Source organism: Mesorhizobium sp. M0701 (assembly GCF_040320365.1).
Classification (GTDB): domain Bacteria; phylum Pseudomonadota; class Alphaproteobacteria; order Rhizobiales; family Rhizobiaceae; genus Mesorhizobium.
The window spans coordinates 359,995-382,124 of the sequence record NZ_JAMYPO010000001.1 but is presented as its reverse complement, the minus strand read 5'-3'; the positions used below and the strand labels follow the sequence as shown (position 1 = coordinate 382,124).

The following is a 22,130-nucleotide window of genomic DNA, read 5'->3' as shown; positions in this document are numbered from 1 at the left end:
TTTCGCTGTCAAGCTCTAAGCAGACTCCGTCTGCCCCACGGGAGAATACCTGCCAATGGTGATACGTCTCCTCTCGGACTGCGAGACAAATCGCCAGGATGGTCTTTGCTTGTTTCAACCGCTTATATTCTGCCATGAAGAAGGCATCATTCCGGTCGTCCCATGTCTCAGGGCTCAATAGCGTCAGGCACTTGTTACGAAGTATGTGCAATGCCGATGCTAGGTTGGTGTAGCGACGATAAGTTCGCTCGGTCATCGTGCCTCCTTGCACCTAGTCCTATATCGACCGCAGCCAGCTGACCGGCACGAGCTTGATGCTGTCCCGCCACCTTTGGACCGTGGACTCGCGGAACCAATCCTCAAGCAGTTCGACGTGGTCCGTAACGATGATCTGCATGTTGGGATAGTGCTCTGCGCAATAGTCGAAGAGAAGCCGATACAGCCGGGCGACGGCGGCTTGGTCCTCATCACTCTTGCCATCAATTTCCCCTACGTCACGTTCGGGCGGGTAATGCACCTGCGACGGCTGATCGAGCATCAGGAACGCCGGAACTGGCCTCCTGCGGGCACGAAACAGGCCGTGAATCGCGAGGTGGGCGGCAACGTGGTATCCGACCCAGTTTTCGCCGCTTCCGATCTGCGGAAGGGCCAAGGGGCCATCGATCGTGTCCGCGACAACGGTGAGGTTCTTCCGGTCGAGCCGCAGCGTATTGTCGCCATGCTCAAGGTCGAGCAAACGCGCGTATCGGGTGAGATCGCGCCCCACAAGGCCTAATGCAGTGGTGAGTCTTTCCTCGAGCGCCTCCTGGTCCAGCAGTTGTTCGAGCTCGGACACCTCGGCCCGGGCCCGCGCGATCGCTAGCCGGATCCCCTCGTCAGAGGCGATGGTCCGCGCATTTTCGAGGTAGTAGCCGATACGGCCGGCGGTCCGGGCCTGTTCGGTGAACTGGTCCTGCTCGATCCTGAGCCGTTCGTTTTCCGAGATCCGCACGAGGATGTCGGCCTGGACGCTTCTCAGCTGTTCATCGATGGCGTTCCGGCGCGCCTCAAGATCGGCCTGTCGGGCTTGCAGGCGCGGATTGTCTCGGCGCACCGACTGCAGCTGGCCCTCAAGCGCGGTGAGTGACCTGCGAACCTCGCTGACCGATGGGATGGGGGTGGCCAGGTGGCTGTCACAAAGCGGGCAGGTCTCGGCGTCGCCGCTGTCGTCGAGGAGCAAGCCGATCGACGCCAGACGGGCCTCCTGTTCCCGGGCCTCGACCTGAAATTCCGATGCCTCGCGTTCGAGCCGGTGGACGTCGGCGATCTCCTCACGTACCTCTTGCATTTCGCCGCGTAGACGCCGACGGCGATTTTCCAGATCGGTCAGGTCCGCACCCGGATCGTCATTGCGGGCGTAGGCAAGCTCGCGAGGCGCCGCAGCGGTGGCCAAAAGGATGCGCAGATCGGCCGGCGTGTCGGCGAAGGCGTCGGCGGGCAACAGGCCGACGCGCTTGGCTTCCTGAAGGAGAGACTGCGCGGTGCCGGACGCCTCATTCGCCAAGGCCCGTGCTTCGGCGTAGTCGCGTTCGAGCCTACGCAGGCGTGCCCGAGCTTCGTCGTAGCGCATGCGTTGCAGGTAATGATCCTCGCCCATCGCGCCGACGAAATACGGCAGCGTGTCCTTGATGTGTGAGGGGATAAACTGTTCGCCTTGGCGATGGAAAAGCAGGCGGCGATTGGCGATTTCATCCTGGGCCTGAAGGCAAAAGAAGATCGCCTGGCTGGCCGAGGCCTCCAACGGCGCCCGGGTCGATCCAGGTTCGGGAACATGCTTGTTCTCGGCGATGCCCAACACTATTGAGAGCTGGGCGCGCAGGCCATCGGCGGTCACGTTCTTGGCGAAAGGCTGTGGGGTGTCAGGGAACCCCGCCACCCCACGCTCGAAGAAGATGTCGTCGGTAGCCTTGCCGGCCGGCCCCGGATTGCGCCGGGCGATCAGGATGCCTTCGCCGTCGCGGTCCAAGAGGATCGCGAACCAGGACACGCTGCGTCGAATCTCGCCTTCCGGGATGGTGCACTCGCCGCGACCCCAGCAGTAGTCGACGATGTCGAGCAAGGCTGACTTGCCCGTCTTCGAAGCCCCAGTGACGATGTTCAGCCGGCCGAGAACGAACTCGATGTCGCGGCGCTCGCCGGCATGGGAATAGATCGCGATAGCTCGCAGCTGCAGGATCACGGCGTCACGCCCATTGTCTGGAGGATTTGGACCGGCGCGCCTTGGTTGGCGAACCATCGGCCGAGCAGGCCGGCAGCGCGGCGGATATCGTCGACATCTGACGTCGTCGCCGCCGTCTTCGCCGTAAGCCTCATGGGCTTCGCGCCGGTCCGCAGCCCCTCTGCGTCCACCGTCAGGGCCTGATGCTGCGCGAGGAAGAGCAGGGCTTCTCGGCTGATCGGTCGAAGGCGTAGGGTGCGTTCAGGCAACTCGGCGAGCAATGCCTCATTGTCCGCCGACCAGGTGGCGAAGGTCGTGTTCGCCCGGCCGGGCAGTACGGCAAGGGTGGGCGGGTGCAGCACCAAGGGCAGGACGACAAAGCCTAGGGGAAGCGGAAATGCCGTGGCGCGGATCCGTTCGTAGTCCTTAGTGGCGCGAGCGATTAGCTCACCGCAGAAGGCGGGATTGAGAAGCGCAGCTTCCTCGGGAGGACGGTCGCGCCATGCTAAACTCCACCGCGAGGCCATGGCTAAACCTCGTCGGCGGCGCAAGCCGTCTCGTAGTCCGGATGCCATCCGACACGCAGGTCGTTGGCCAGGATATGGTAGGAGCCGACGGTCAGGAAGCGTTGGCTGACCGTTCGGAAGGGGAAGCGGGCGTCCGCCTCCACCCAGCTGTAGAGTTCCTGGCCGGCTTGGCGGCGCCCCGCATCGGTGGTTTCTCTGTCGCCGATCTTGTCGCACATCTGCTGAAACCGGGGCTGCCACTCCTCGATGAGAGTCTGCTCATACTTCGCGATCTCGCCGTCGAACACCAGATGCTCGCGGACCCATTTTGACCGCTGGGTGAACGCCCGGTAGTAGTCCCGCTTGGCGTACTCGATTCGGTTTCCGCCAACGCCGACCACCTTCAATTGGCGGACGAAGGGGCGCCCTTCGTAGTCGGCGATCTCGTCACCGGTGGGATCGACATATTCTTGGTCGGCGACCAGAGCAGCGCGCTTCAGGCCGTCACGGATGTCGTCAAGCTTCGCCTCGACCTCCAGCACTGATATGGGCTCCGCGGGGCGGGCCATGAGCGCCTTGCACACGCGCGGCCACCACCAGCCCTCCAGCCGCTCGCGGGCGATTGGGGCCTGGCCCCGGGGCGCGAGCATGCGCAGGTCTTTCTCGATCACCTCGTCCAAATCCGTAACCAGCGGCTGATCATCTAGGATCTCGATCGAGCTTAGGAGCGAAATGCGCATGGTCGGGCCGAGTGCCAAGAACGCCGCGTAGGCCGCCTTCAGTTCCTGATTGCCCCCTGCCTCCGCGACCGCCCCGAGCAAGGCGGCCGCCGCCTTGGGGTCGCGCGCCTTTCCGACAGGATAAGCTCCCGCCGGACGCAGCATGGCGGCTGCGCTGTCGTCGGGCGCGGAGCCCGTGGTCACCAAGGCCAGGCGGGTACGTGCGGGCAGGGTCGGATCGTTAGCGGCGGCTTGGCTCCAGACGCGAAGCGTCTTCCAAAGGTCGACACTCTTGTCGGTGAGACTGGCGACACGATCGATGTGGTGCTTCGCCTGAAGAAGCTCCAGCGCCGTTCCACTGGTTTCGAACGAGACGTCGTCCAATCGTTCGATGCCAACCTCGACGCCCGCATCGACATTCACGTACTTCAGGCACAGAGCCAGCGCCAAACGGGCCTGATAGAGATAGCCCGCAGCGGATGGAGCTGCGCTGAAGTTCGTAGATGGAGTGGCCAAGCAAATACCCCCAATGGCGAGCTTAACTATTTTTCATCGAACAGCAATCTCCCGACCTTGAGACGCGGTTACGGGAGAGCAGGGCTGCCTTGGGAAATGAAGGGGAATGCTCAATTCAGAACTGGGGTTGGCATACACGGGTGGGTAGTGTGCGAAACATAAGGAAGTATCAGATGCTAGCGTCTGTACACAGCTAGAATACAAGATCTCATCGAAAACGGCGATTGATTCGAAAGTCTGATTTCGGCGTTAGGCGATAAGAAACTCAAGCCGCTCAGAAATGACGCCGGCGGGAATGACCATTTACAACAGTCGCTACCCAGAAACGGACGGTCTGCCGTCGGCCCCAAGGTTGTCAGTCGGCAGCGCGCATTTTGCAGCCAAGTGGAATCACTTGGCGTCGCAGAAATGCGGCTAAGACAAATAGATGGAGCCCAGTTCACTTTGAACTTGTCCCGCTCTAGTCGGGGCGGCGATAGGCCTGCACTTCGCCCGGCTCGCTCAGGCTCTGCAGGGTGCCGGGTGCGGCGCCGCCGATCCAGCCCAGCACCGAGCGGGCGAGTTCGGCGCCGGCCAGCCGGAAGTTCTCGTTGACGACCAGCAATTCGCTGCGAAACAGGTGCAGAAGCTCCGACGATTGTTTGGACACCACATCGACATCGCGGCCAAGCTTGAGGCCGGCGTCTTCGATGCCGGCGACGATGGCGAGCGTCGCGGCGGCGGCGCTGCTGATGAAACCGTCGGGGCGGCTTTCGCGGCGCATCAGCTGCGCGGTCCGCATTCTGATCTGCTCGATCGAATGATCGATCGAAACGGTGTTGAACGGAATCTCGCTGGCGCCGACCTCGCTCAGCGCATCGGCAAAGCCGGCGAGCGTGTGGCCGTGATAGGTCAGCTCGACCGGCGGCGCCAACAGAGCCAGGCGGCGACGGCCGAGGCCGGCCAGATGGCGCACTGCCTCGGCTGCGAAAGCGTAATTGTCGAAATCATGGTAGGGATGGATCAGCCCCATATCGGTGCGGCCATGCGTGGCAAAGGGGATGCCGCGCTCCAGCATATAACGGGCCCTCGGATCGTTCGGCTGCGTGCGCGAAATGATGACGCCGTCGGCTGAACCGGTTTCCACGAGGTAGCGGATCGGATCGAGCGGATCCTGCGAGCGCGAGTAGGGTGTCACGATCAAATGGTAGGGCGTGTCGGCAATGACTTCGGAAACGCCGTAGATGATATCCGAGACAAAGCTCATGATCTCGTGCTCGGTGTTGAGCACCAGGCTGATGACATTGGTCTTGCCGGTGCGCAGGCGGACGCCGGCACGGTTGGGCCGATAACCGATCTGCTTGGCGACAAGCTGGACGCGCCGCCTGGTCTCGGCGCCGATCTCGGGCGCATCCTTCAGCGCGCGCGACACGGTGGTGACGCCCAGCCCGGTCATGAAGGCGAGCGTCTTCAATGTCGGCCGGCCCTGGCCCGACGCTTCGTCGGCCTTCTCTTTTTGATGCCTGTTCATTCATCCCGCCCCGTCAGGCGCATAACAGTTGCCGGACAGGCCGGCAATCGGCCGGCCGCGGGTTCACCGCGGGCCCTCACCGAATGAAACCGCTATATACTGAAACGTTACAGATTGTCACTGCCGTGGCGATATCACTGGTGACAGGCGCAAAACGAGGGGCACTCCGGTCGGCGCAAAAAAGAGCGACAGAAGGAGCTTTTCCGGTTTTCTGGCGTCGCAGCATTGCATTTTGCAGTGCAACCCCTCTTGTTGCGATGCGGTAGGCCGACGAGCCGCGCGATTTTATTCGCGCTTCGAAAAAACTTGATGCCACCTTCGCCTGAGGGGTTGCGCGCCTCGAGCAATTGCCGTATCGAAAATCTGTAACGTTTCAGATTCTGGGAGGAACGAAATGCGATACCAACTCATGACTGCTGCGCTGGCTGCGACGGTCGCGCTGCAATTTGCCGGCCCGGCGGCCGCGACGGATCTGGAAGTCACCCATTGGTGGACCTCCGGCGGCGAGGCGGCAGCGGTCGCCGAACTCGCCAAGGCTTTCGACGCAACCGGCAATCACTGGGTTGACGGCGCCATCGCCGGCTCCGGCGGCACGGCGCGGCCGATCATGATCAGCCGCATCACCGGCGGCGACCCGATGGGCGCGACCCAGTTCAATCACGGCCGGCAGGCGGAAGAATTGGTACAGGCCGGGCTGATGCGCGACCTCACCGATCTCGCCACCAAGGAAAAGTGGACGGAAATCGTGCAGCCGAAGAGCCTGCTCGACGGCTGTACCCTCGACGGCAAGATCTATTGCGTGCCCGTCAATATCCACTCCTGGCAGTGGCTGTGGCTGTCGAATGCGGCCTTCAAAAAGGCCGGCGTGCCGGTGCCGAAGAACTGGAATGAATATGTCGCTGCGGCGCCCGCGCTTGAAAAGGCAGGCATCCAGCCGCTAGCGGTCGGCGGCCAGCCCTGGCAGGCCTCCGGCGCTTTCGACGTGCTGCTCGCGGCGGTCGGCGGCACCGACGCCTTCCTCAAGGTCTACAAGGACAAGGACGCGGAATTCGCCGCCGGGCCCGAGGTCGCCAAGGTCTTCAAGGCCGCGGACGATGCCCGCAAGATGGCCAAGAACACCAATGTGCAGGACTGGAACCAGGCCACCAATCTGGTCATCACCGGCAAGGCGGGCGGCCAGATCATGGGTGACTGGGCGCAGGGCGAGTTCCAGGTTGCCGGTCAGACCGCCGGCAAGGACTATACTTGCCTTCCGGGCCTCGGTCTCAACGAGATGATCGCCACCGGCGGCGACGCTTTCTACTTCCCGCTGCTGAAGGATCCCGAAAAATCGAAGGCACAGGAAGTGCTGGCCCACACGCTGCTCGATCCCAAGACGCAGGTCGCCTTCAATCTCAAGAAAGGTTCGCTGCCGGTACGCGGCGACGTCGACCTCAAGGCGGCGAACGACTGCATGAAGAAGGGGCTCGAAATTCTCGCCAAGGGCAATATCATGCCCTGGACCGACCAGCTGCTTTCGCAGGATACCCAGAAGCAGAAGGAGGATCTTTTCTCCGAGTTCTTCGCCAAGCAGGACATGACCGTGGAAGATGCGCAGAAGCGCTTCGCCGCCATTGTCGGTTCGGCCGATTGAGCGATCGACCGACCGCCTCACTCCCGCCCCTGCAAACGCAGGGTCGGGAGCTCGGGTCAAGGCCTCTTGACCCTCCGGCCCTTACCCGATCCAAAGCGGCTGTGCAGATGAGCAAGAGCGAACGCCCTAGCCAACTCTTTCGCAACCTCAATGCGAAGATCGCCTCGATCCCAATGATCCTCACAGCGCTGGTGATCTTTGTCGGCGGCAGCGCGTGGACGGTGCTTTATTCCTTCACCAGTTCGAAGCTCCTGCCACGGCTAAATTTCGTCGGGCTCGACCAGTACTACCGGCTGTGGTCGGTGCCGCGCTGGCTGGTCTCGATCGAGAACCTGCTGATCTACGGCGTGCTGTCGCTGCTGTTCTCGCTGGTGATCGGCTTCCTGCTTGCCGCCCTGCTCGACCAGAAGATCCGGTTCGAGGACACGTTCCGGACCATTTTCCTCTATCCCTTCGCCCTCTCCTTCATCGTCACCGGCCTCGTCTGGCAGTGGTTGCTCAACCCCGAGTTCGGGATCCAGGGAGTGGTGCGCAGCCTCGGCTGGACGAGCTTCAGCTTCAATCCGCTCTATGATTCCAGCATCGTCATCTACGGCATATTGATCGCCGCTCTCTGGCAGGGCACCGGGCTCATCATGTGCCTGATGCTGGCCGGCCTGCGCGGGATCGACGAGGATATCTGGAAGGCAGCGCGGGTCGACGGGATACCGACCTGGAAGACCTATCTGTTCATCATCATACCGATGATGCGGCCGGTCTTCATCACCACGCTTGTCATCATCGCTGCCGGTATCGTCAAGATCTATGACCTGGTTGTCGCCCAGACCAGCGGCGGGCCCGGCATCGCCTCCGAAGTCCCGGCCAAATATGTCTATGACTACATGTTCTTCGCCCAGAACCTCGGTCAGGGGTTCGCCGCCTCGACCATGATGCTGCTGTCGGTGATCATCGTCATCGTGCCGTGGGCCTATCTCGAGTTTGGAGGCAAGAAGCGTGTCTGACCATACCGTTTCCTTGCCGGCCGGCCCCGGCACGCTCGAAGCGTACGGGCCGAGCGGGCCGAAGCCGCGGCATATGTTCTCGCGCCGCAACATCTTCCTCTACGGCACGCTCATCGTGGTGGCGCTCTACTATCTTTTGCCGCTCTATGTGATGGTGGTGACGTCGCTCAAAGGCATGCCCGAGATACGCCTCGGCAACATCTTCTCGCCGCCGATGGAGATCACCTTCGAGCCATGGGTCAAGGCCTGGTCGAGCGCCTGCACCGGGCTCAACTGCGACGGGCTGTCGCGTGGCTTCTGGAATTCCGTGCGCATCACGATCCCGTCGGTGATCCTGTCGATCGCGCTCGCCTCGGTGAACGGCTATGCGCTTGCCAACTGGCGCTTCAAAGGTGCCGACACCTTCTTCATCATCCTGATCGTCGGCGCCTTCATCCCCTATCAGGTGATGATCTATCCGATCGTCATCATCCTGCGCGAAGTCGGCCTTTACGGCAGCCTCAGCGGCCTGGTGATCGTCCATTCCATCTTCGGCATGCCGATCCTCACACTGTTGTTCCGCAACTACTTTACCTCCATGCCGGAGGAGCTGTTCCGGGCAGCGCGTGTCGACGGCGCCGGCTTCTGGGGCATTTATTTCCGCATCATGCTGCCGATGTCGCTGCCGATCTTCGTCGTCGCCATCATCCTGCAGGTGACCGGCATCTGGAACGACTTCCTGTTCGGCGTCGTCTACACCCGCCCCGACACCTATCCGATGACGGTGCAGCTCAACAACATCGTCAACTCGGTGCAAGGCGTGAAGGAATACAACGTCAACATGGCAGCCACCATCCTGACCGGCCTGGTGCCGCTGATCGTCTATTTCCTGTCCGGAAAATTGTTTGTGCGCGGCATCGCCGCCGGCGCGGTGAAAGGATGATGGCGATGAACGCAAACGGCAGCATTGCGGCAAACGGCACCAGCGTCTCGATCCAGAACCTGTCGCTGAATTTCGGTGCGATATCGGTGCTGCAGACGCTCAACCTCGATGTTGCCGAAGGCGAATTCATCGTGCTGCTCGGCCCGTCCGGCTGCGGCAAGTCGACCTTGCTCAACTGCATTGCCGGGCTGCTCGACGTTTCCGAAGGCCGCATCTTCATCAAGGGCAAGAACGTCACCTGGGAAGAGCCCAAGGATCGCGGCATCGGCATGGTGTTCCAGTCCTACGCGCTCTATCCGCAGATGACGGTGGAGAAGAACCTGTCGTTCGGGCTGCGCGTTGCCGGCCTCGCCAAGGACGAGATCGCCAAGCGCATCGCCCGGGCCGCCGAGATCCTGCAGATCGAACCGCTTTTGCATCGCAAGCCGGCGGCTCTGTCCGGCGGCCAGCGCCAGCGCGTGGCGATCGGGCGCGCACTTGTGCGGGACGTCGATGTCTTTCTGTTCGACGAGCCGCTCTCCAATCTCGACGCCAAGCTGCGCGCGGAATTGCGCGTCGAAATCAAGCTGCTGCACCGCAAGCTCGAGAACACCATGATCTACGTCACCCACGACCAGATCGAGGCGATGACGCTGGCCGACCGTATCGCGGTGATGAAGGGCGGCGTCATCCAGCAGCTCGATGCGCCGCAGACCATCTATAACCGGCCGGTCAACCGGTTTGTCGCCGGCTTCCTCGGCTCGCCGGCAATGAACTTCCTCGACGGCAGACTGGAACAAGCGGCAGGCGACTGGCACTTCGTCGCCGAGGATGTGCGGATACCGCTTGCCACCTATGCTTTCGAGAAGGACCCGGTGCCAGGGCCGGCCGTGTTCGGCATCCGCCCCGAGCACGTGGCGTTCAACAGCGGCACGGGATGGCCGTTCGCAGCCACGGCAAATGTCGAGGTCGTCGAGCCCATGGGTTCCGACACGCTGGTCTGGCTGAAGCTCGCCGGCCAGAATTTCACGGTGCGGGTGACAGCCGAGCGCACGCCAAACAACGCCGAGGCGGTCGGCATCGGTTTTGACCCGATGCGCGCCTCGCTTTTCGACGCCGCCACGGGTAACCGCCTCTAGAGCATGATTTAGCCTCCCAAGACTCTTCCATTCCCCCAAGACTCATCCCCCCAAAACTAACCATCCACAAGAAAACGGACAGAGACGATGAACTGGTCATTCCAACTTTACAGCGCCCGCAATTTCCAGCCCTGGGAGGGCGTGCTCAAGATGCTGGGGGAGCTTGGTTACAGCCAAGTCGAAGGGTTCGGCGGCGTCTATGACGATCCCAAGGCGTTCCGTGCCGAGCTCGACAAGAACGGGCTCGCCATGCCGACCGGGCATTTCTCGATCGACGCGCTCGAGAAGGATTTCGACGGCGTGCGCAGGACGGCCGACGCGCTCGGCATCACGCTGCTCATCTGCCCGTTCCTGAATGCCGAGTTCAGGCCGGCCGACACAGCCGGCTGGCGCGGCTTCGGCGAACGCCTGGCCAAGGTCGGCGAGACGGCCAGGAAAGCCGGCTATGGCTTTGCCTGGCACAACCATGATTTCGAGTTCAAGGCGCTCGCCGACGGCTCGGTGCCGCAAGACCACATCCTGTCCTCCGCGCCCGACATCGGCTGGGAGATGGACGTCGCCTGGGTGGTGCGCGGCGGCGTCGATCCGCTGCCCTGGATCGAGAAGCACGGCAAGCGCATCGTCGCCGTCCATGTCAAGGACTTGGCCAAGCCGGGCGAGGGCCTCGACGAGGACGGCTGGTCCGACGTCGGCCACGGCACCATCGACTGGCCCGGCCTGATCAAGGCGCTACGCGCCAAAAGCGCCGCAAAATACTACGTCATGGAACAGGACAATCCCAACGATATCGAGCGCTTCGCCCGCCGCTCGATCGCAGCCGCCAAGACCTATTAGGAGCACATCAGCATGGCAACAAAACTTGGCATCGGCGTCATCGGCTGCGGCAACATCTCGAAGGCGTATTTCTCGCTGGCGCCGCTGTTTCGCGGCATCGAGATGCGCGCCTGCGCCGACATCAACATGGAAGCGGCGAAAGCGCGGGCAAAAGAGTTCAAGCTGCGCGCCGAGACCGTCGAGGGGCTGCTCAAGGCCGACGATATCGACATCATCGTCAACCTGACCATTCCGGCGGTGCATTACGAGGTGTCGAAGCAGATCCTCGACGCCGGCAAGCACGTCTATTCGGAGAAGCCCTTCGTGCTGTCGGTCAAGGAAGGGCTCGACCTGAAGAAACGGGCGGAAAGCAAGGGGCTGCGCATCGGTTCGGCGCCCGACACCTTCCTCGGCGGCGCGCACCAGCTTGTCCGCGACCTGATCGACACCGGCAGGCTCGGCAGGATCACCAGCGGCACCTGTCATGTGATGAGCCATGGCATGGAGCATTGGCACCCCAATCCGGACTTCTTCTTCCAGCCGGGCGCCGGGCCGGTGCTCGATATCGGACCGTATTACATCACCAACCTGATCCAGCTGATCGGGCCGGTGAAGCAGGTCGCCGCCTTTGCTTCGATCCCGATGACGGAACGCATCATCAGCTCGAAGCCGCGCGCCGGCGAAAAGATCCCGGTCTCCACGCCGACGACGATCCACGGCGTGCTGGAATTCGAGAACGGCGCCATGGTGACGCTCAACACCAGCTGGGATGTCTGGAGCCATGGCCACGCGCCGATGGAACTCTATGGCGAGGCGGGCACGGTGTTCGTGCCGGATCCGAACTTCTTCGGCGGCGAAGTGCGCTACACCGAAGCCGCCAAACCGGTGAAGAAGCTGCCGAAATGGCCGCATCCGTTCGGCGTGCCCAACGAGATGCATTCGCAAGGCATGATGGCCAACTACCGCACCGCCGGTTTGGCCGACATGGCGATCGCGATCAGGGAAGGCCGGCCGCACCGCTGCTCGATGGAACTGGCGCTGCATGCCGTCGACGTCATGACCGGCCTGTTGCGTTCGGGCGAGACCGGAAAGTTCGTCGCCATGCAGACCAGCTGCGAGCGGCCCGCGGCACTCGGCGTCAAGGCGGCGAAGGAGCTGCTGGCGAAGAAGAAAACCAAGTAGGCGGCGCACCTCCCAAGCACCGCAAAAAGCCTCTCCCCGTTTGCGCGGGGAGAGGCTAAGGGTGGGCCGGAGTCGACTTGCCCCACTGTCGCGGCGGCAGCTGTCGGCTCGTTTCGATATGAGGATTTCCCATGCCGTATGTTCCCGCCGAAAACCGCTACGACAAGATGGTCTACAATCGCTGCGGGCGGTCCGGCCTGAAGCTGCCGGCGATCTCGCTTGGGCTGTGGCACAATTTCGGCAACGACACGCCGCATAGAACCAAGCAGGCGATCGCGCGCAAGGCGTTCGATCTCGGCATCACGCATTTCGATCTCGCCAACAATTACGGCCCGCCGCCCGGCTCGGCGGAGCGGGCGTTCGGCGAGATCCTGCGGACGGACTTTGCCGGTTATCGCGACGAGCTGATCATCTCGACCAAGGCTGGCTACGAAATGTGGGCAGGGCCTTATGGGGAATGGGGCGGCCGCAAATATGTGCTGGCCAGCCTCGACCAGAGCCTGAAGCGGATGGGGCTCGACTATGTCGACATCTTCTATTCGCACCGCTTCGACCCCGACACCCCGCTGGAGGAAACGATGGGCGCGCTCGATCACGCGGTGCGCTCGGGCAAGGCGCTCTATGCCGGCATTTCCTCCTATAATTCGCAGCGCACCCGCGAGGCCGCCGACATATTGAAGCAGCTCGGCACGCCTTGCGTGATCCATCAGCCGAGCTATTCGATGCTCAACCGTTGGGTCGAGGATGATGGCCTGCTCGATACGCTGGAGGGGCTTGGTGTCGGCTCGATCGTGTTCTCGCCGCTGGCGCAAGGCATGCTGACCGACAAATATCTCGGCGGCATCCCCGATGGCAGCCGCGCCAGCCAGGGCAAGTCGCTGCGCCCGGCATTCATCAACGACAAATCGATCGCCAATATCGAGGCGCTGAACGTCATCGCCCGTCGCCGCGGCCAGACGCTGGCGCAGATGGCGCTGGCCTGGGTGCTGCGCCGGGGCAGGGTCACATCGGCGCTGATCGGCGCCAGCCGGCCGGAACAGGTCGAGGATTGCGTCGGCGCGCTGAAGGCGCTCGACTTCAGCGATGCCGAACTCGCCGAGATCGACACCTTTGCACGCGAGTCGGATATCAATCTCTGGGCGGCGTCGGCCGAGCGCAAGGGGCCGCCGAGGAAGTAGGCGATGACGGCATCCGGTGGCCGAAGGGCGACGGCTTCCGGGACGCTGAGCATAGAATGGCCGGGCAGCTGGATGGGTATTGCAAGAAGGTCGTTTCGTCCGATTCGGGGTTAGGCGATGAATCAGGAAATCCGGCTTTTTGGCGCTATTGCGGTCCGCCCCGCCATTCTAGCTCTCATACCCCGGTTCGAAACGGGCACGGGATTCACAGTTGCGGTCAGGTGGGAACTCAATCCGACAGTAAAGAAGCAGATTGAAGCTGGGGAAGCTTTTGACCTCGTCATCACCAATCCGGACCTGGTTCAGGATCTGACTGCCTCGGGAAAGGTCAAGGCGGGGAGCCAGGTGGCGTTTGGCCGGATAGCAATGGGGGTGGCAGCCAAGGCAGGCAGTCGACCGCTCGATATCGGGTCCGTGGAAGCATTCGAACAGGCGTTGAAGAGCGCCAGATCGATCGCCTTCGCCAGTGAAGGAACCAGGGTGGCTACTTCTCCGGTTTGCTGGAACGTTTGGGGATAGCGGATGAGGTGAAGCCCAAGCTGGTGGCCATACCAGGAGGGCAGACAGCGCCGGCCGTGGGCCGTGGGGAAGCCGAGTTGGGGGTGGTTCCCGTGACTTCGATTCTCGCGGCCGCTCCCGATGTCGTGCTTGTCGGTCGGTTTCCGGAAGAACTCCAAAGTTACGTCGACTTCGCCATCGGCATCAGCGCCGATTCGACGGACGCAGAAGCTGCCAAGCAGCTGTCGGCATTTCTGATGTCGGCAGCCGTTGATGACATGCTGGCGGCAAGGGGTGTCGAGCGCCGCTAAGAGCGTGCTTGATAAGCAGCGCTGGGAATCCCCTTCTCAACACGCTCTAACTTTCGGCTGCCTTGAGGTTCCGCGCGGCTTCCTCCAGCGTCGCCCTGTCGTTGCCAAGCCTGTCGATCAGCTCTTGCGCCTGATCACCGGTTATCCCGGTGCGCATCGCCAGTGCCTCGACCGTCAGAACGTCGGAGCTGGCGATCGTTCCCGCCGGAACGTCCGCGTCGTCGAGGCCAAGCTCTTGCTTCGCCTGCTGCCAATGACGTTCATGCGCGCCATCCGGGCGGCCCTCGCGCACCCAGATTTCATAGGCTCGCTGCCGAATTTTTTCATGCCGATCGTCGTCCATGGCGGTTCCTCCCTTGTGGCGTTTTCACCAACGCGGGGAGCGCCGGAACGATCCGATGTTGATGCCGAATTCGCAGACATGCCGGACAAAAGCCGGTTTCTCACCGAACAAACACCGGACATACGCGTTTTGCGGAGGAACCTGCACAGTGGGCCGGCCGTTGAGCCGAGCCTGAGCAAAGGAGATTACAATGGCCGACGAACCGAACGAATCCGCAGCACCGAAGATGACTCAACGTGAAGCTCAGGAAGCCCTGGAGAAGCAGGTCGCGCAGCTGAGGCGCGAGATCAACAAGATCAACCGAACCTTGGCGGAACGCGCGGAAGAGGCGATCGAGGACGCCGGCGATTGGTATGGCAACGCTGCTGAGCGCGCCTCGCGGACGGCACAAGCCCTGCGCAACAGGGCGCAGACGGTGTCCGGGGTTGTCCAGGAGAATCCTGGGACAGTATCGTCCGCCTTCATACTCGGAGCGGCCGTAGGGGCGTTACTGGGCCTCGCCTTGGCCGCCACAGACCAGCGCCGCGATCGCTGGTTTTAGTCCCAACCTAAGGTTCCGGGCAGAAACGGCGGGATTGCTCCCGCCGTCATTCAGCAAATGACACCGGTCAGGGCGTGGCGGGCTTCTGCGCCGTGCCGAGGGCTTTGGGCGCTGCGGGCGCTGCCGTCCTCATCTTCTCCTCGATCCAGCCGGTGTAATTGGCCAGCCGCGTGTAGATGCCGTAGGCGTTCTTGTGGCCGCAGGCGGTGCTGCCGTCGGCCGGACCTTCGCCCCAGCTGACGACGCCGACCTGCATCGGACCATCGGCGCCGGTCATGAACAGCGGTCCGCCGCTGTCGCCATTGCAGGCGTCGCGCTCGCCGCTTGCGGTGCCGGCGCAGATCATGTTGCCGGTCAGCGGATCGGCCATATCGGCTGCAATCGCGTTGGCGGCGGCCTCGATGCCCCTTTCCGAATAACGCATGCGGCGGGCGAGCTCGCCGAGCGCTGCCTTCAAATCATGCGCATAAATCGCCTTGATGCCGCTGTTGCAGGTTGCGTTCGGCTGGAGGTCCAGGTCGGCTGACCATCAGCGCGGTGGGAAACGTTCCGTCCTGCATCTTGCCCCAACCGGTGACCGTCGTCTTACCGGTGTCCGGTGTCGGCTCACGGGCAATTTTGATGGTCGGGGCATCGGCCGGCGCGGCCAGCCGGATCAAGCCGACATCGTTGTCCAGCGTCTGCTCGCTATAGCCCTCGTTGACGACGATCTCCGCCGCCTTGTAGCGCTTGCCCTCGCTGAGATCGGTGGCGCCGGTGAGCACGGTAACCATATCAGGCGAAATCGGCTCGCCGTCGTCATTGAGGCAGTGCGCCGCCGTCAGCACCCATTGCGGCGCGATCAGGCTGCCGCCGCAGAACTGCGCATTCGCCTGGGAGGCCGGGCTTTTGTCCAGTTTGCCGGTGGTCAGCAATGCCACCTGGAACGGGTAAGCGCCCTTCTCGGCCTCTTTGCCGCCGTAGACACGATCGGCGCCGTCGGGGTTCTCCGCCCTGGCCTTGGCCCTGGCCTCCGCCACGCGTTTCATCGGCGAGATCGCCGCCTCCGGCCGGGCGACCGCGTCCGTGGCATGAACGGAATTGACGGCCGGCAAGGCCGCCGCGATGCCGAGCAGCGCAGCGGCGGCAATCGGTCTGAACCTATGGATGATCTTCACCTCGAACCCCCTGAGACGATGTTCCCGACAGGTCAGTCGCCGACGCATGATCCACTGAAATGGAACCGGCCGGTGAGATCATGCTCCACGGCGAAGCACGATCCGTCACAAAGCCGAGCACCATTTCTGCTAGTCGTGCTGTCGAGCCAAACCCGCCCAAAATCCTATAGCCCCCCACGGGCTATGTGGAAGCAATTTGTCGTTGCCAATGTTGGATTATTTTAGGCAGTATACCGTTGCAGGCATTTTTGGCGGGGACCTAAACTGGCTGCACTGAATAATGGCCCGGTAAAGGCACCTGTAACCAATTTCATTTTTCTGCGCCACCACGATCTCGACAATATTTCTGTATCTTGATCCAGTTCTTGCTGACTTTTGGGAGAGTCTCACCATGACAAAACTGACACAGTGCATTATTGCGTCCGCGTTGCTTTCCACCGCAATGTGGGCGGTTCCTGCCTTGGCTGCCGATCCAGGTTCCGCCAATGCCGGCAACGGCGAAAGCATGCGGGATGTAACATCGGGCGATTACAAGCCCGGCCGGGCGAAACCGATCGCCCCGCCGAAATTGACCGACGACGAGGCCAACCGCGCCGCGCCGCTCACCGACGAAGCAACGGCGGTCAAATCCTATGGCATCGTCGGCCGCTCCGCCGATGGCAAGAACATCAAGATCGACCCGAACGAGACGCTGAAGGACCTTGTCATCAAGGAAATGAACGCGCCCGCCGAGGGACAGAAGTCCGAGAATTCCGGGCTGAGCGGAGGCGAAGAGGCCGGCCGCCAGGTGTTCGGGACGGACGACCGCGAGCAGATCAAGAATACCAAAACCTACCCGTTCACCGCGATCGGCTATCTCGAAGGCAAATCGAAGAGCGGCAGCTATGGCAGCTGCTCGGCGACGCTGATCGGCCCGCGCACGGTGCTCACCGCGGCGCACTGCCTCTACAGCCACGAAGACAAGGCCTGGCTGGACGATATCCTGTTCGTGCCGGCTCTCAACGGCAAGACTGCCGACGACGCACCGTTCGGCGCCTTCACGTATGAAAGCGCCTATATCGTCCAGGGCTTCATCGACAATTACCAGGGCTTTTACGGCTCGGTCGTGCCGTGGGATCTCGGCATCGTGACCCTGAAACAGGATGTCGGCACCAATCTCGGCTGGCTGGGCTATGCCAATTACGTGGATCTTGGCGACTTCACCGCCAACATCGTCGGCTATCCCGGCGACAAGCCGATGGGCACGATGTGGAAGGCGACCTGCGAAGTGCTCGCCGAACACATCGCCACGGAGTATTTCCAGTACGACTGCGACACGTATCCAGGATCGAGCGGCAGCTCGGTCTACGCCTATGACAATGGCTCCAAGCAGCGCGTCATCACCGGCGTGAACGTGGCCGAGAGCCCGGATGCCAATACCGCCGTGCGCCTGAACGCCATCAACGTCCAGTGGATCAACAGCCTGTACAAATAGGCTTGCAGAATTTCGGCCGCGATCGTCGCGGAAAACCTGCCGGCGGCGGAGCATTTCCGTCGCCGGCTTCGCATTTTTCGGGGATTATCTGGACTGGGCCGAGGGTGGCGCCTGGCGGACATAGTTCTCGATCGGCTGGGCGAAAGTCGGTGAACCGGCCTTGCGCTCCTTGTCGATATAGCCGGCAAAATAGCTCCAGAACGAAGCGGCATAGTCGCGGAAATAGGAGTCGGCGACCTCACGCGAGCACAGCCTGCCTTCGACGCAGAAGGAAAGGCGGTTGAGGAAATAGACGATGCGGTCGAAATTGTCGCTGAACTCGGCAAGCGGCATGTCGCCGCCGGTTGCGCTCATCGCTTCGATGCCGATGCGCTGCCTGAACACCTGTTCCTCGGTCGGCGTCGGATTGGCACTGAGCAGATTGCCGTATTTGGCGTTGAGCGCCGCCAGGCGTTGCTTGAGGGCCCGTTGCGCCTGCTGGTAATCCTTGCTTTCCCAGAGCTCGACCAGCGACATCGTTTGCTCGACGCGCTTCTGCTCCTGGTTCGCCAGGAACTGGTAGACCGAAAAGATCAAGGTGAAGATGATCGCCAGGCGCACCAGCAATCCGGACCAGGCATAGACGAGCATGCGCCAGTCGCGATCGGTGAATGGGTTCGCCTCCTTCTTGACCTCGTGATTGCTCACCCACGGCAGGCCTTCGACGGTTTCCGGCAGCGACACCGGCTTCTTTTGCGGTACCGGCGCCGTCACTGCCTGCTGCGTTGCGTTGCCCCCCGCTTTCGTCATCCGCAGCTGTCCAGTTCTATGGTGGCGGACGGGTCGAGCACGATGCCCGGCGTCTCCAGCTTCTTCTTCAGGCAATCCAGCTGCGCCCGCGAAACGATGAACTGCACGTCAGGCGCCACCTGCGCCTTGCTCGGCGACGGCAATGGTTCGACCACGCCGCGTGAGGTGCAACTGCTGAGATCGACCACGACGGCGGCGTTGCCGGTTTTGGCGATCTGGTCGTACTGGTCGAGAAAGCAGCTCGCCAGTTCGGAATTGATGACGACCTCCTTGGCGCAGAGGCCGCAAACCTCGTCCGCCGAAGCATTCGCGGCCAGCAACAGCCCGGCGACAAGGCCGGCGGTTGTTGCGCGCCACGAAAATACGATCCTGTCCACGAACGCCCTCATCCGTTCCGTTCGGCCGCCGACAGCGGCGGTCGAAGAATGTTCATTATCAGCCGATTAGGCAAGAGGCCCGGCCGGGCACCTGACCGCGCCTCAGGCGCGCGGCACCGTCTCCATCGGGAAGATCATCACGGCGCCCTTCGATCCCTTGTCGTCGGTGAGCCGCATGGCCGAACGCGTCGCCGGCGCCATGCCGATATCGGCCAGCATGTCGGCGAAGCTTGGCTGTCCCAGTCCCCGCGTTACCGAGACAACCCCCTCTTGCGCCAGGAAGCTCAGATCCTGCTTCTCGCTCTGCGGCGGCGCCTCGGTCAAGACGGCGATCATCCGCTCCATGCCGAAGCTGGTGTCGGTGAATTTGAACAGGCCTTCCTCGAGCACGGCGCCTTCGGTCAGGCGCTCGGCAAGAAAATGCTGGATGGAATAGTCGGAGCCGACATAGAGCACGTTGATGTCGATCAGGTTGGTCGAACCGTTCCTGGCCAGGACGTGGACCTGATCGTCGGGCGAAACACGCGGCACCGTCGACGGTTCGATCGGCTGCAGCGTGTCGCTGTCAAAACGCTTGATCCGGAACTCGACGCTGACCTCTTCCGGCCGATAATCGGAAGCGGCGGCCAGCCTCGACAGTCCGATGGCGCGGAAGATTTTCGTCAGATTCCCTGCGGCGGCCTCGATCAACTTTTCGCGGCCGTCCGGATGAATGACGATCGACGGCGGCTTGCTGCCGCCCTTGAGCGTCATGTCGCCCGAAGTCGGCAGGAACCACAGCGCCGGCGCGTCGGTGGCATCTTCTGCGGCGCCGGTAATGGCGTTCTCGCGCAGCACTGCGAGACGCAGATCTGCGCTCTTGCCCGGCTCGACCAGCGCGATGTGGAACCCTGAGCTCTCCCTGGCCGCCAGTTCGTCGAGAACCGAGTTCGCCAGCGCGGCCACTTTCTCGAGGCCTTTGGCCGCTGCCGGCCGCGCGACCACGAGCTTGTAGTCGACGGCGAGCTCGGCCAGTCGCGCATAGGCATTGGCGGGGATGTCGGCCAGCTTGAGCGCCGGCTTGCCGCCGAACTCGACCGGCTTGACCCGGCTTTCCAGGTTTTTCGCCGACTGCACCTGGAGATAGCCAAGCGCCTCGGACAGCGGCGACAGCGCCGACGGCAATATTGCGAGCCTGCTGCCGGGGGTGAGGCGATGCAGCAACCCGGCGCCGATCGTGGCTTTGTCGTTCTCGATGACGATCGGCCATTGCATGACCGCCTCGGTCTTGTCGGTGCCGAAGACGCGTGCGTCGAGTTCTCCCTCGAACAGCGGCGTTGGCCGGGTGCGTCCGTCCGCCGAATATTGCTGCAGCACGGCCTGGCCGAGCTGGCGATAAGTGATGTTGGGGTTCTCGGCCAGTTTCGACAGGATGGTGAAGGTGAACAGCCCGAAACGCGGCGCATCGGCCGTGCCCTTGGGCAGCGGCATCTCGGGCGTCGTCTCCACCGTCTGCGCCGCGTAGAAGGCGACCAATTTGCCCTTGGTGGTCGGCTCGGCGCCGGTCGGCGTCAGCTTGAAGGCCGGCTTGCGCTGCCCGTCCTCGTCAAAGCCGCGCGGCGCGGCCGACGCAATCTCGTCATAGGCTCTCACCGCAGCCGCCCTGGCAGCGTCGTCGCCGCCGACCAGATCGGCGAACTCGACCTTGCGTTCCAACTCGTCGTCGACCTCGGCGGCGCGCGTCGCCGTGCCGGAATGGCAGCAGTCGAACACGGCCCAGATAAAGGCGCCCTTGTCGCGAATAGCGTCGAGCGCGGTGCCGATCTCGTTGTCGACCAGCGCATTGGGCACGCCCTTTTCGCGGTTGACCCATTTGTCGATGTCGGACGGCAAGAAAATCTCGTCGAGGCCGTCCGTCTCGTCGCCCTTGTTCGCTGCCGGCTGCTGCGCGCCGTGACCGGACAAATGCAGGTAGACGAAATCGTCGCGCTGGACCTTGGCGGCAAGATCGGCCAACGCCGCCTTGATCGCCGCATGTGTCGGCGGTCCGTTGGCGCCTTCGACATCCTTGGCGAGCAGCGTGGCGTTTTCGGCCAGGAATTTTACCGGCGCGGGCGTGTTCCCCAGGAGGTAATCGCGCACCAGGCCGGCATCGTTTTTCGGTCCGATCAGCCAGTTTTTCTTCGGCAGGTTCGGATAATCGGTGCAGGCAACAAGCAGCGCATGGTAGGTGCGCGCCGCTGCGAATGCCCGAAACGGCACCAGGCCGGCAGCGGCCAGCGCGGACGTGCCGGCAAGCAGCGTCCGCCGCGTCACTTTGATCATGATTGCTTCCCCAAGCCCGATCGAATTTCCAAGCACGGCCAGCCTGGCCGAGGATTTTGTCAGTATTTTGAATATGGCGCCGCCGGCCAGCCGACCACCGGCTGCGAATAGAAACAGTAGCAAAAATGGCAGTTCGTCGCTATCTCAGTGGAAGAGGTCCGACTGCTTGCGAAATGGCAGCGATCGGCACGGAGCGGCTTGGAACAGGATCATGGCGGCAAGGGATGTACTGACGAAGAACCAGCTTTGCGTTCTCGAGAAGCTCGAGGCCGCCAGCGGCCCGCTCAGCGCCTATACGTTGCTCGACCAACTGCGCGAGCGCGGTTTTCGCGCGCCGCTGCAGGTCTACCGGGCGCTCGACACGCTGGTGAAATCCGGCTTCGTGCACAGGCTCGAAAGCCTCAATTCCTTCGTCGCCTGTGCCGAGCCGCACGACCACAGCCATTCGATGACGGCGTTTGCCATCTGCGACACCTGCGGCCAGGTGACCGAGTTCTCCGACCATGATGTCGGCCACCGGCTCGACGAATGGGTGCGCTCGACCGGCTTCGCCGCCAAGAAGGCGGTGATCGAGTTTCGTGGGACATGTGCGAAGTGTTTGGCCGAGGCGGCTTGAGGCCGGAGCAACGCGGCGAAGGCGGAGCAAGGTTTTCCGAGCCCTCGCCGGGTGTTCCCGGATCGGCTCAGTAGGGAAAGGGTCTCCTTGAGGTATGCCGGATGTGCAGGATCTCAATTGCGTCGGCACGGGCACGATAGAAGACCTTATAAGGGTAGCGGCCTATGAAGAGGACGCGAACGCCAGGGATGTCGGTCGCGTGACCGCTTTCGGGAAATTCGGCAAGTCGCGAAATCCCAGCGTGGATCCGAGAAATGACTGAAAGGGCGCCCTGAGGCGCCCGCTCTTCGAGGTAGTTGAAAATCGCCTCGCGTTCGGCAAAGGCTTGCCGCGTAAATCGGACCTTCATAGCCTGCGGCGGGTGTCGGCCGCGCGAACGGTATCCTCATCTACGAAAGTGCCGTGATCGGCCTCTGCTAGGCCCG

At 62.6% G+C, this 22,130-nt stretch carries 21 protein-coding genes and 1 pseudogene; 11 read left to right on the top strand and 11 right to left on the bottom strand.

The genetic code is table 11. The annotated features are described in order from the left end of the window. Positions 1–277: 277 nt before the first annotated feature. The 4 genes from NKI24_RS01885 to NKI24_RS01870 all read right to left on the bottom strand — a co-directional run bounded on the left by NKI24_RS01885 (position 278) and on the right by NKI24_RS01870 (position 5,448). Positions 278–2,218, bottom strand: a complete 1,941-nt coding sequence (locus tag NKI24_RS01885; protein ID WP_352743012.1) for a DUF3732 domain-containing protein — start codon at positions 2,216–2,218, stop codon at positions 278–280. Beyond that, positions 2,215–2,724 (bottom strand): three component ABC system middle component, encoded by a 510-nt coding sequence (locus tag NKI24_RS01880; protein WP_352743010.1) that lies wholly within the window; start codon positions 2,722–2,724, stop codon positions 2,215–2,217. Before NKI24_RS01880 ends, NKI24_RS01885 begins: the two co-directional genes overlap by 4 nt. A gap of 2 nt (positions 2,725–2,726) precedes the next feature. After that, entirely contained in the window at positions 2,727–3,872 is a 1,146-nt protein-coding gene (locus tag NKI24_RS01875) for an ABC-three component system protein (RefSeq protein WP_352743008.1), read from the bottom strand. A gap of 526 nt (positions 3,873–4,398) precedes the next feature. Next, positions 4,399–5,448 carry a LacI family transcriptional regulator gene (locus tag NKI24_RS01870; RefSeq protein WP_254816774.1) on the bottom strand — a complete coding sequence of 350 codons (1,050 nt, stop codon included), beginning with the start codon at positions 5,446–5,448 and terminating at the stop codon, positions 4,399–4,401. A gap of 394 nt (positions 5,449–5,842) precedes the next feature. Between NKI24_RS01870 and NKI24_RS01865 the strand changes: the two genes are divergently transcribed. The 8 genes and pseudogenes from NKI24_RS01865 (at position 5,843) to NKI24_RS01830 (ending at position 14,104) form a co-directional block, all read left to right on the top strand. Continuing rightward, positions 5,843–7,081 carry an ABC transporter substrate-binding protein gene (locus NKI24_RS01865; protein ID WP_352743006.1) on the top strand — a complete coding sequence of 413 codons (1,239 nt, stop codon included), beginning with the start codon at positions 5,843–5,845 and terminating at the stop codon, positions 7,079–7,081. A 107-nt stretch (positions 7,082–7,188) separates the two neighbouring features. Beyond that, a complete protein-coding gene (locus tag NKI24_RS01860; protein WP_352448363.1) occupies positions 7,189–8,082 on the top strand; it encodes a carbohydrate ABC transporter permease in 894 nt (297 codons plus the stop codon). Next, positions 8,075–9,004, top strand: coding sequence for a carbohydrate ABC transporter permease (locus NKI24_RS01855; protein WP_023675222.1), 930 nt, complete (start codon positions 8,075–8,077; stop codon positions 9,002–9,004). The genes NKI24_RS01860 and NKI24_RS01855 overlap by 8 nt, the downstream gene beginning before the upstream one ends. Before the next feature lie 5 nt (positions 9,005–9,009). Further along, on the top strand, positions 9,010–10,122 hold the full coding sequence (locus NKI24_RS01850) for an ABC transporter ATP-binding protein (RefSeq protein WP_352448362.1): 1,113 nt from the start codon (positions 9,010–9,012) through the stop codon (positions 10,120–10,122). 87 nt (positions 10,123–10,209) lie between these two features. Next, entirely contained in the window at positions 10,210–10,956 is a 747-nt protein-coding gene (locus NKI24_RS01845; protein ID WP_023675224.1) for a sugar phosphate isomerase/epimerase family protein, read from the top strand. 12 nt (positions 10,957–10,968) lie between these two features. Then, positions 10,969–12,117, top strand: coding sequence for a Gfo/Idh/MocA family protein (locus tag NKI24_RS01840; protein WP_352456787.1), 1,149 nt, complete (start codon positions 10,969–10,971; stop codon positions 12,115–12,117). Positions 12,118–12,248: 131 nt separating this feature from the next. Then, positions 12,249–13,295 carry an L-glyceraldehyde 3-phosphate reductase gene (gene mgrA, locus NKI24_RS01835; protein WP_352448360.1) on the top strand — a complete coding sequence of 349 codons (1,047 nt, stop codon included), beginning with the start codon at positions 12,249–12,251 and terminating at the stop codon, positions 13,293–13,295. 117 nt (positions 13,296–13,412) lie between these two features. Continuing rightward, positions 13,413–14,104, top strand: a pseudogene (locus tag NKI24_RS01830) (molybdate ABC transporter substrate-binding protein). A 46-nt stretch (positions 14,105–14,150) separates the two neighbouring features. Here the strand turns inward: NKI24_RS01830 and NKI24_RS01825 are convergent. After that, the gene (locus NKI24_RS01825; RefSeq protein ID WP_352448358.1) at positions 14,151–14,447 is read right to left on the bottom strand and encodes a DUF2934 domain-containing protein; all 297 of its coding nucleotides are present in this window, start codon (positions 14,445–14,447) and stop codon (positions 14,151–14,153) included. A gap of 190 nt (positions 14,448–14,637) precedes the next feature. Here NKI24_RS01825 and NKI24_RS01820 point away from each other — a divergent pair, with 190 nt between their 5' ends. Continuing rightward, a complete protein-coding gene (locus tag NKI24_RS01820) occupies positions 14,638–14,988 on the top strand; it encodes a hypothetical protein (RefSeq protein ID WP_352448357.1) in 351 nt (116 codons plus the stop codon). 67 nt (positions 14,989–15,055) lie between these two features. Here NKI24_RS01820 and NKI24_RS01815 read toward each other — a convergent pair whose 3' ends face one another. Together NKI24_RS01815 and NKI24_RS01810 are read right to left on the bottom strand one after the other, a co-directional pair. Further along, positions 15,056–15,445, bottom strand: coding sequence for a trypsin-like serine protease (locus NKI24_RS01815; RefSeq protein WP_352743002.1), 390 nt, complete (start codon positions 15,443–15,445; stop codon positions 15,056–15,058). Between the two features lies 1 nt (position 15,446). After that, on the bottom strand, positions 15,447–16,145 hold the full coding sequence (locus NKI24_RS01810) for a S1 family peptidase (RefSeq protein ID WP_352743000.1): 699 nt from the start codon (positions 16,143–16,145) through the stop codon (positions 15,447–15,449). A gap of 391 nt (positions 16,146–16,536) precedes the next feature. On the opposite strand from NKI24_RS01810, the gene NKI24_RS01805 reads away from it, so the two are divergent. Then, on the top strand, positions 16,537–17,619 hold the full coding sequence (locus tag NKI24_RS01805; protein ID WP_352448355.1) for a trypsin-like serine peptidase: 1,083 nt from the start codon (positions 16,537–16,539) through the stop codon (positions 17,617–17,619). Positions 17,620–17,703: 84 nt separating this feature from the next. On the opposite strand, the gene NKI24_RS01800 is transcribed toward NKI24_RS01805, so the two are convergent. From NKI24_RS01800 to NKI24_RS01790, 3 genes are all read right to left on the bottom strand, one after another. Further along, positions 17,704–18,408, bottom strand: a complete 705-nt coding sequence (locus NKI24_RS01800) for a DUF4760 domain-containing protein (protein WP_352448354.1) — start codon at positions 18,406–18,408, stop codon at positions 17,704–17,706. After that, complete coding sequence (locus NKI24_RS01795; RefSeq protein WP_352448353.1) at positions 18,405–18,785, bottom strand: hypothetical protein; 381 nt, start codon at positions 18,783–18,785, stop codon at positions 18,405–18,407. Before NKI24_RS01795 ends, NKI24_RS01800 begins: the two co-directional genes overlap by 4 nt. Positions 18,786–18,887: 102 nt before the next feature. Beyond that, positions 18,888–21,089, bottom strand: a complete 2,202-nt coding sequence (locus NKI24_RS01790) for a caspase family protein (RefSeq protein WP_352448352.1) — start codon at positions 21,087–21,089, stop codon at positions 18,888–18,890. Between the two features lie 211 nt (positions 21,090–21,300). Here NKI24_RS01790 and NKI24_RS01785 point away from each other — a divergent pair, with 211 nt between their 5' ends. Continuing rightward, positions 21,301–21,705, top strand: a complete 405-nt coding sequence (locus NKI24_RS01785) for a Fur family transcriptional regulator (protein ID WP_023675234.1) — start codon at positions 21,301–21,303, stop codon at positions 21,703–21,705. Positions 21,706–21,772: 67 nt separating this feature from the next. On the opposite strand, the gene NKI24_RS01780 is transcribed toward NKI24_RS01785, so the two are convergent. Further along, positions 21,773–22,054: a type II toxin-antitoxin system RelE/ParE family toxin gene (locus tag NKI24_RS01780; protein ID WP_352448351.1), complete on the bottom strand. Its 282-nt coding sequence runs from the start codon at positions 22,052–22,054 to the stop codon at positions 21,773–21,775. Positions 22,055–22,130: the final 76 nt, after the last annotated feature.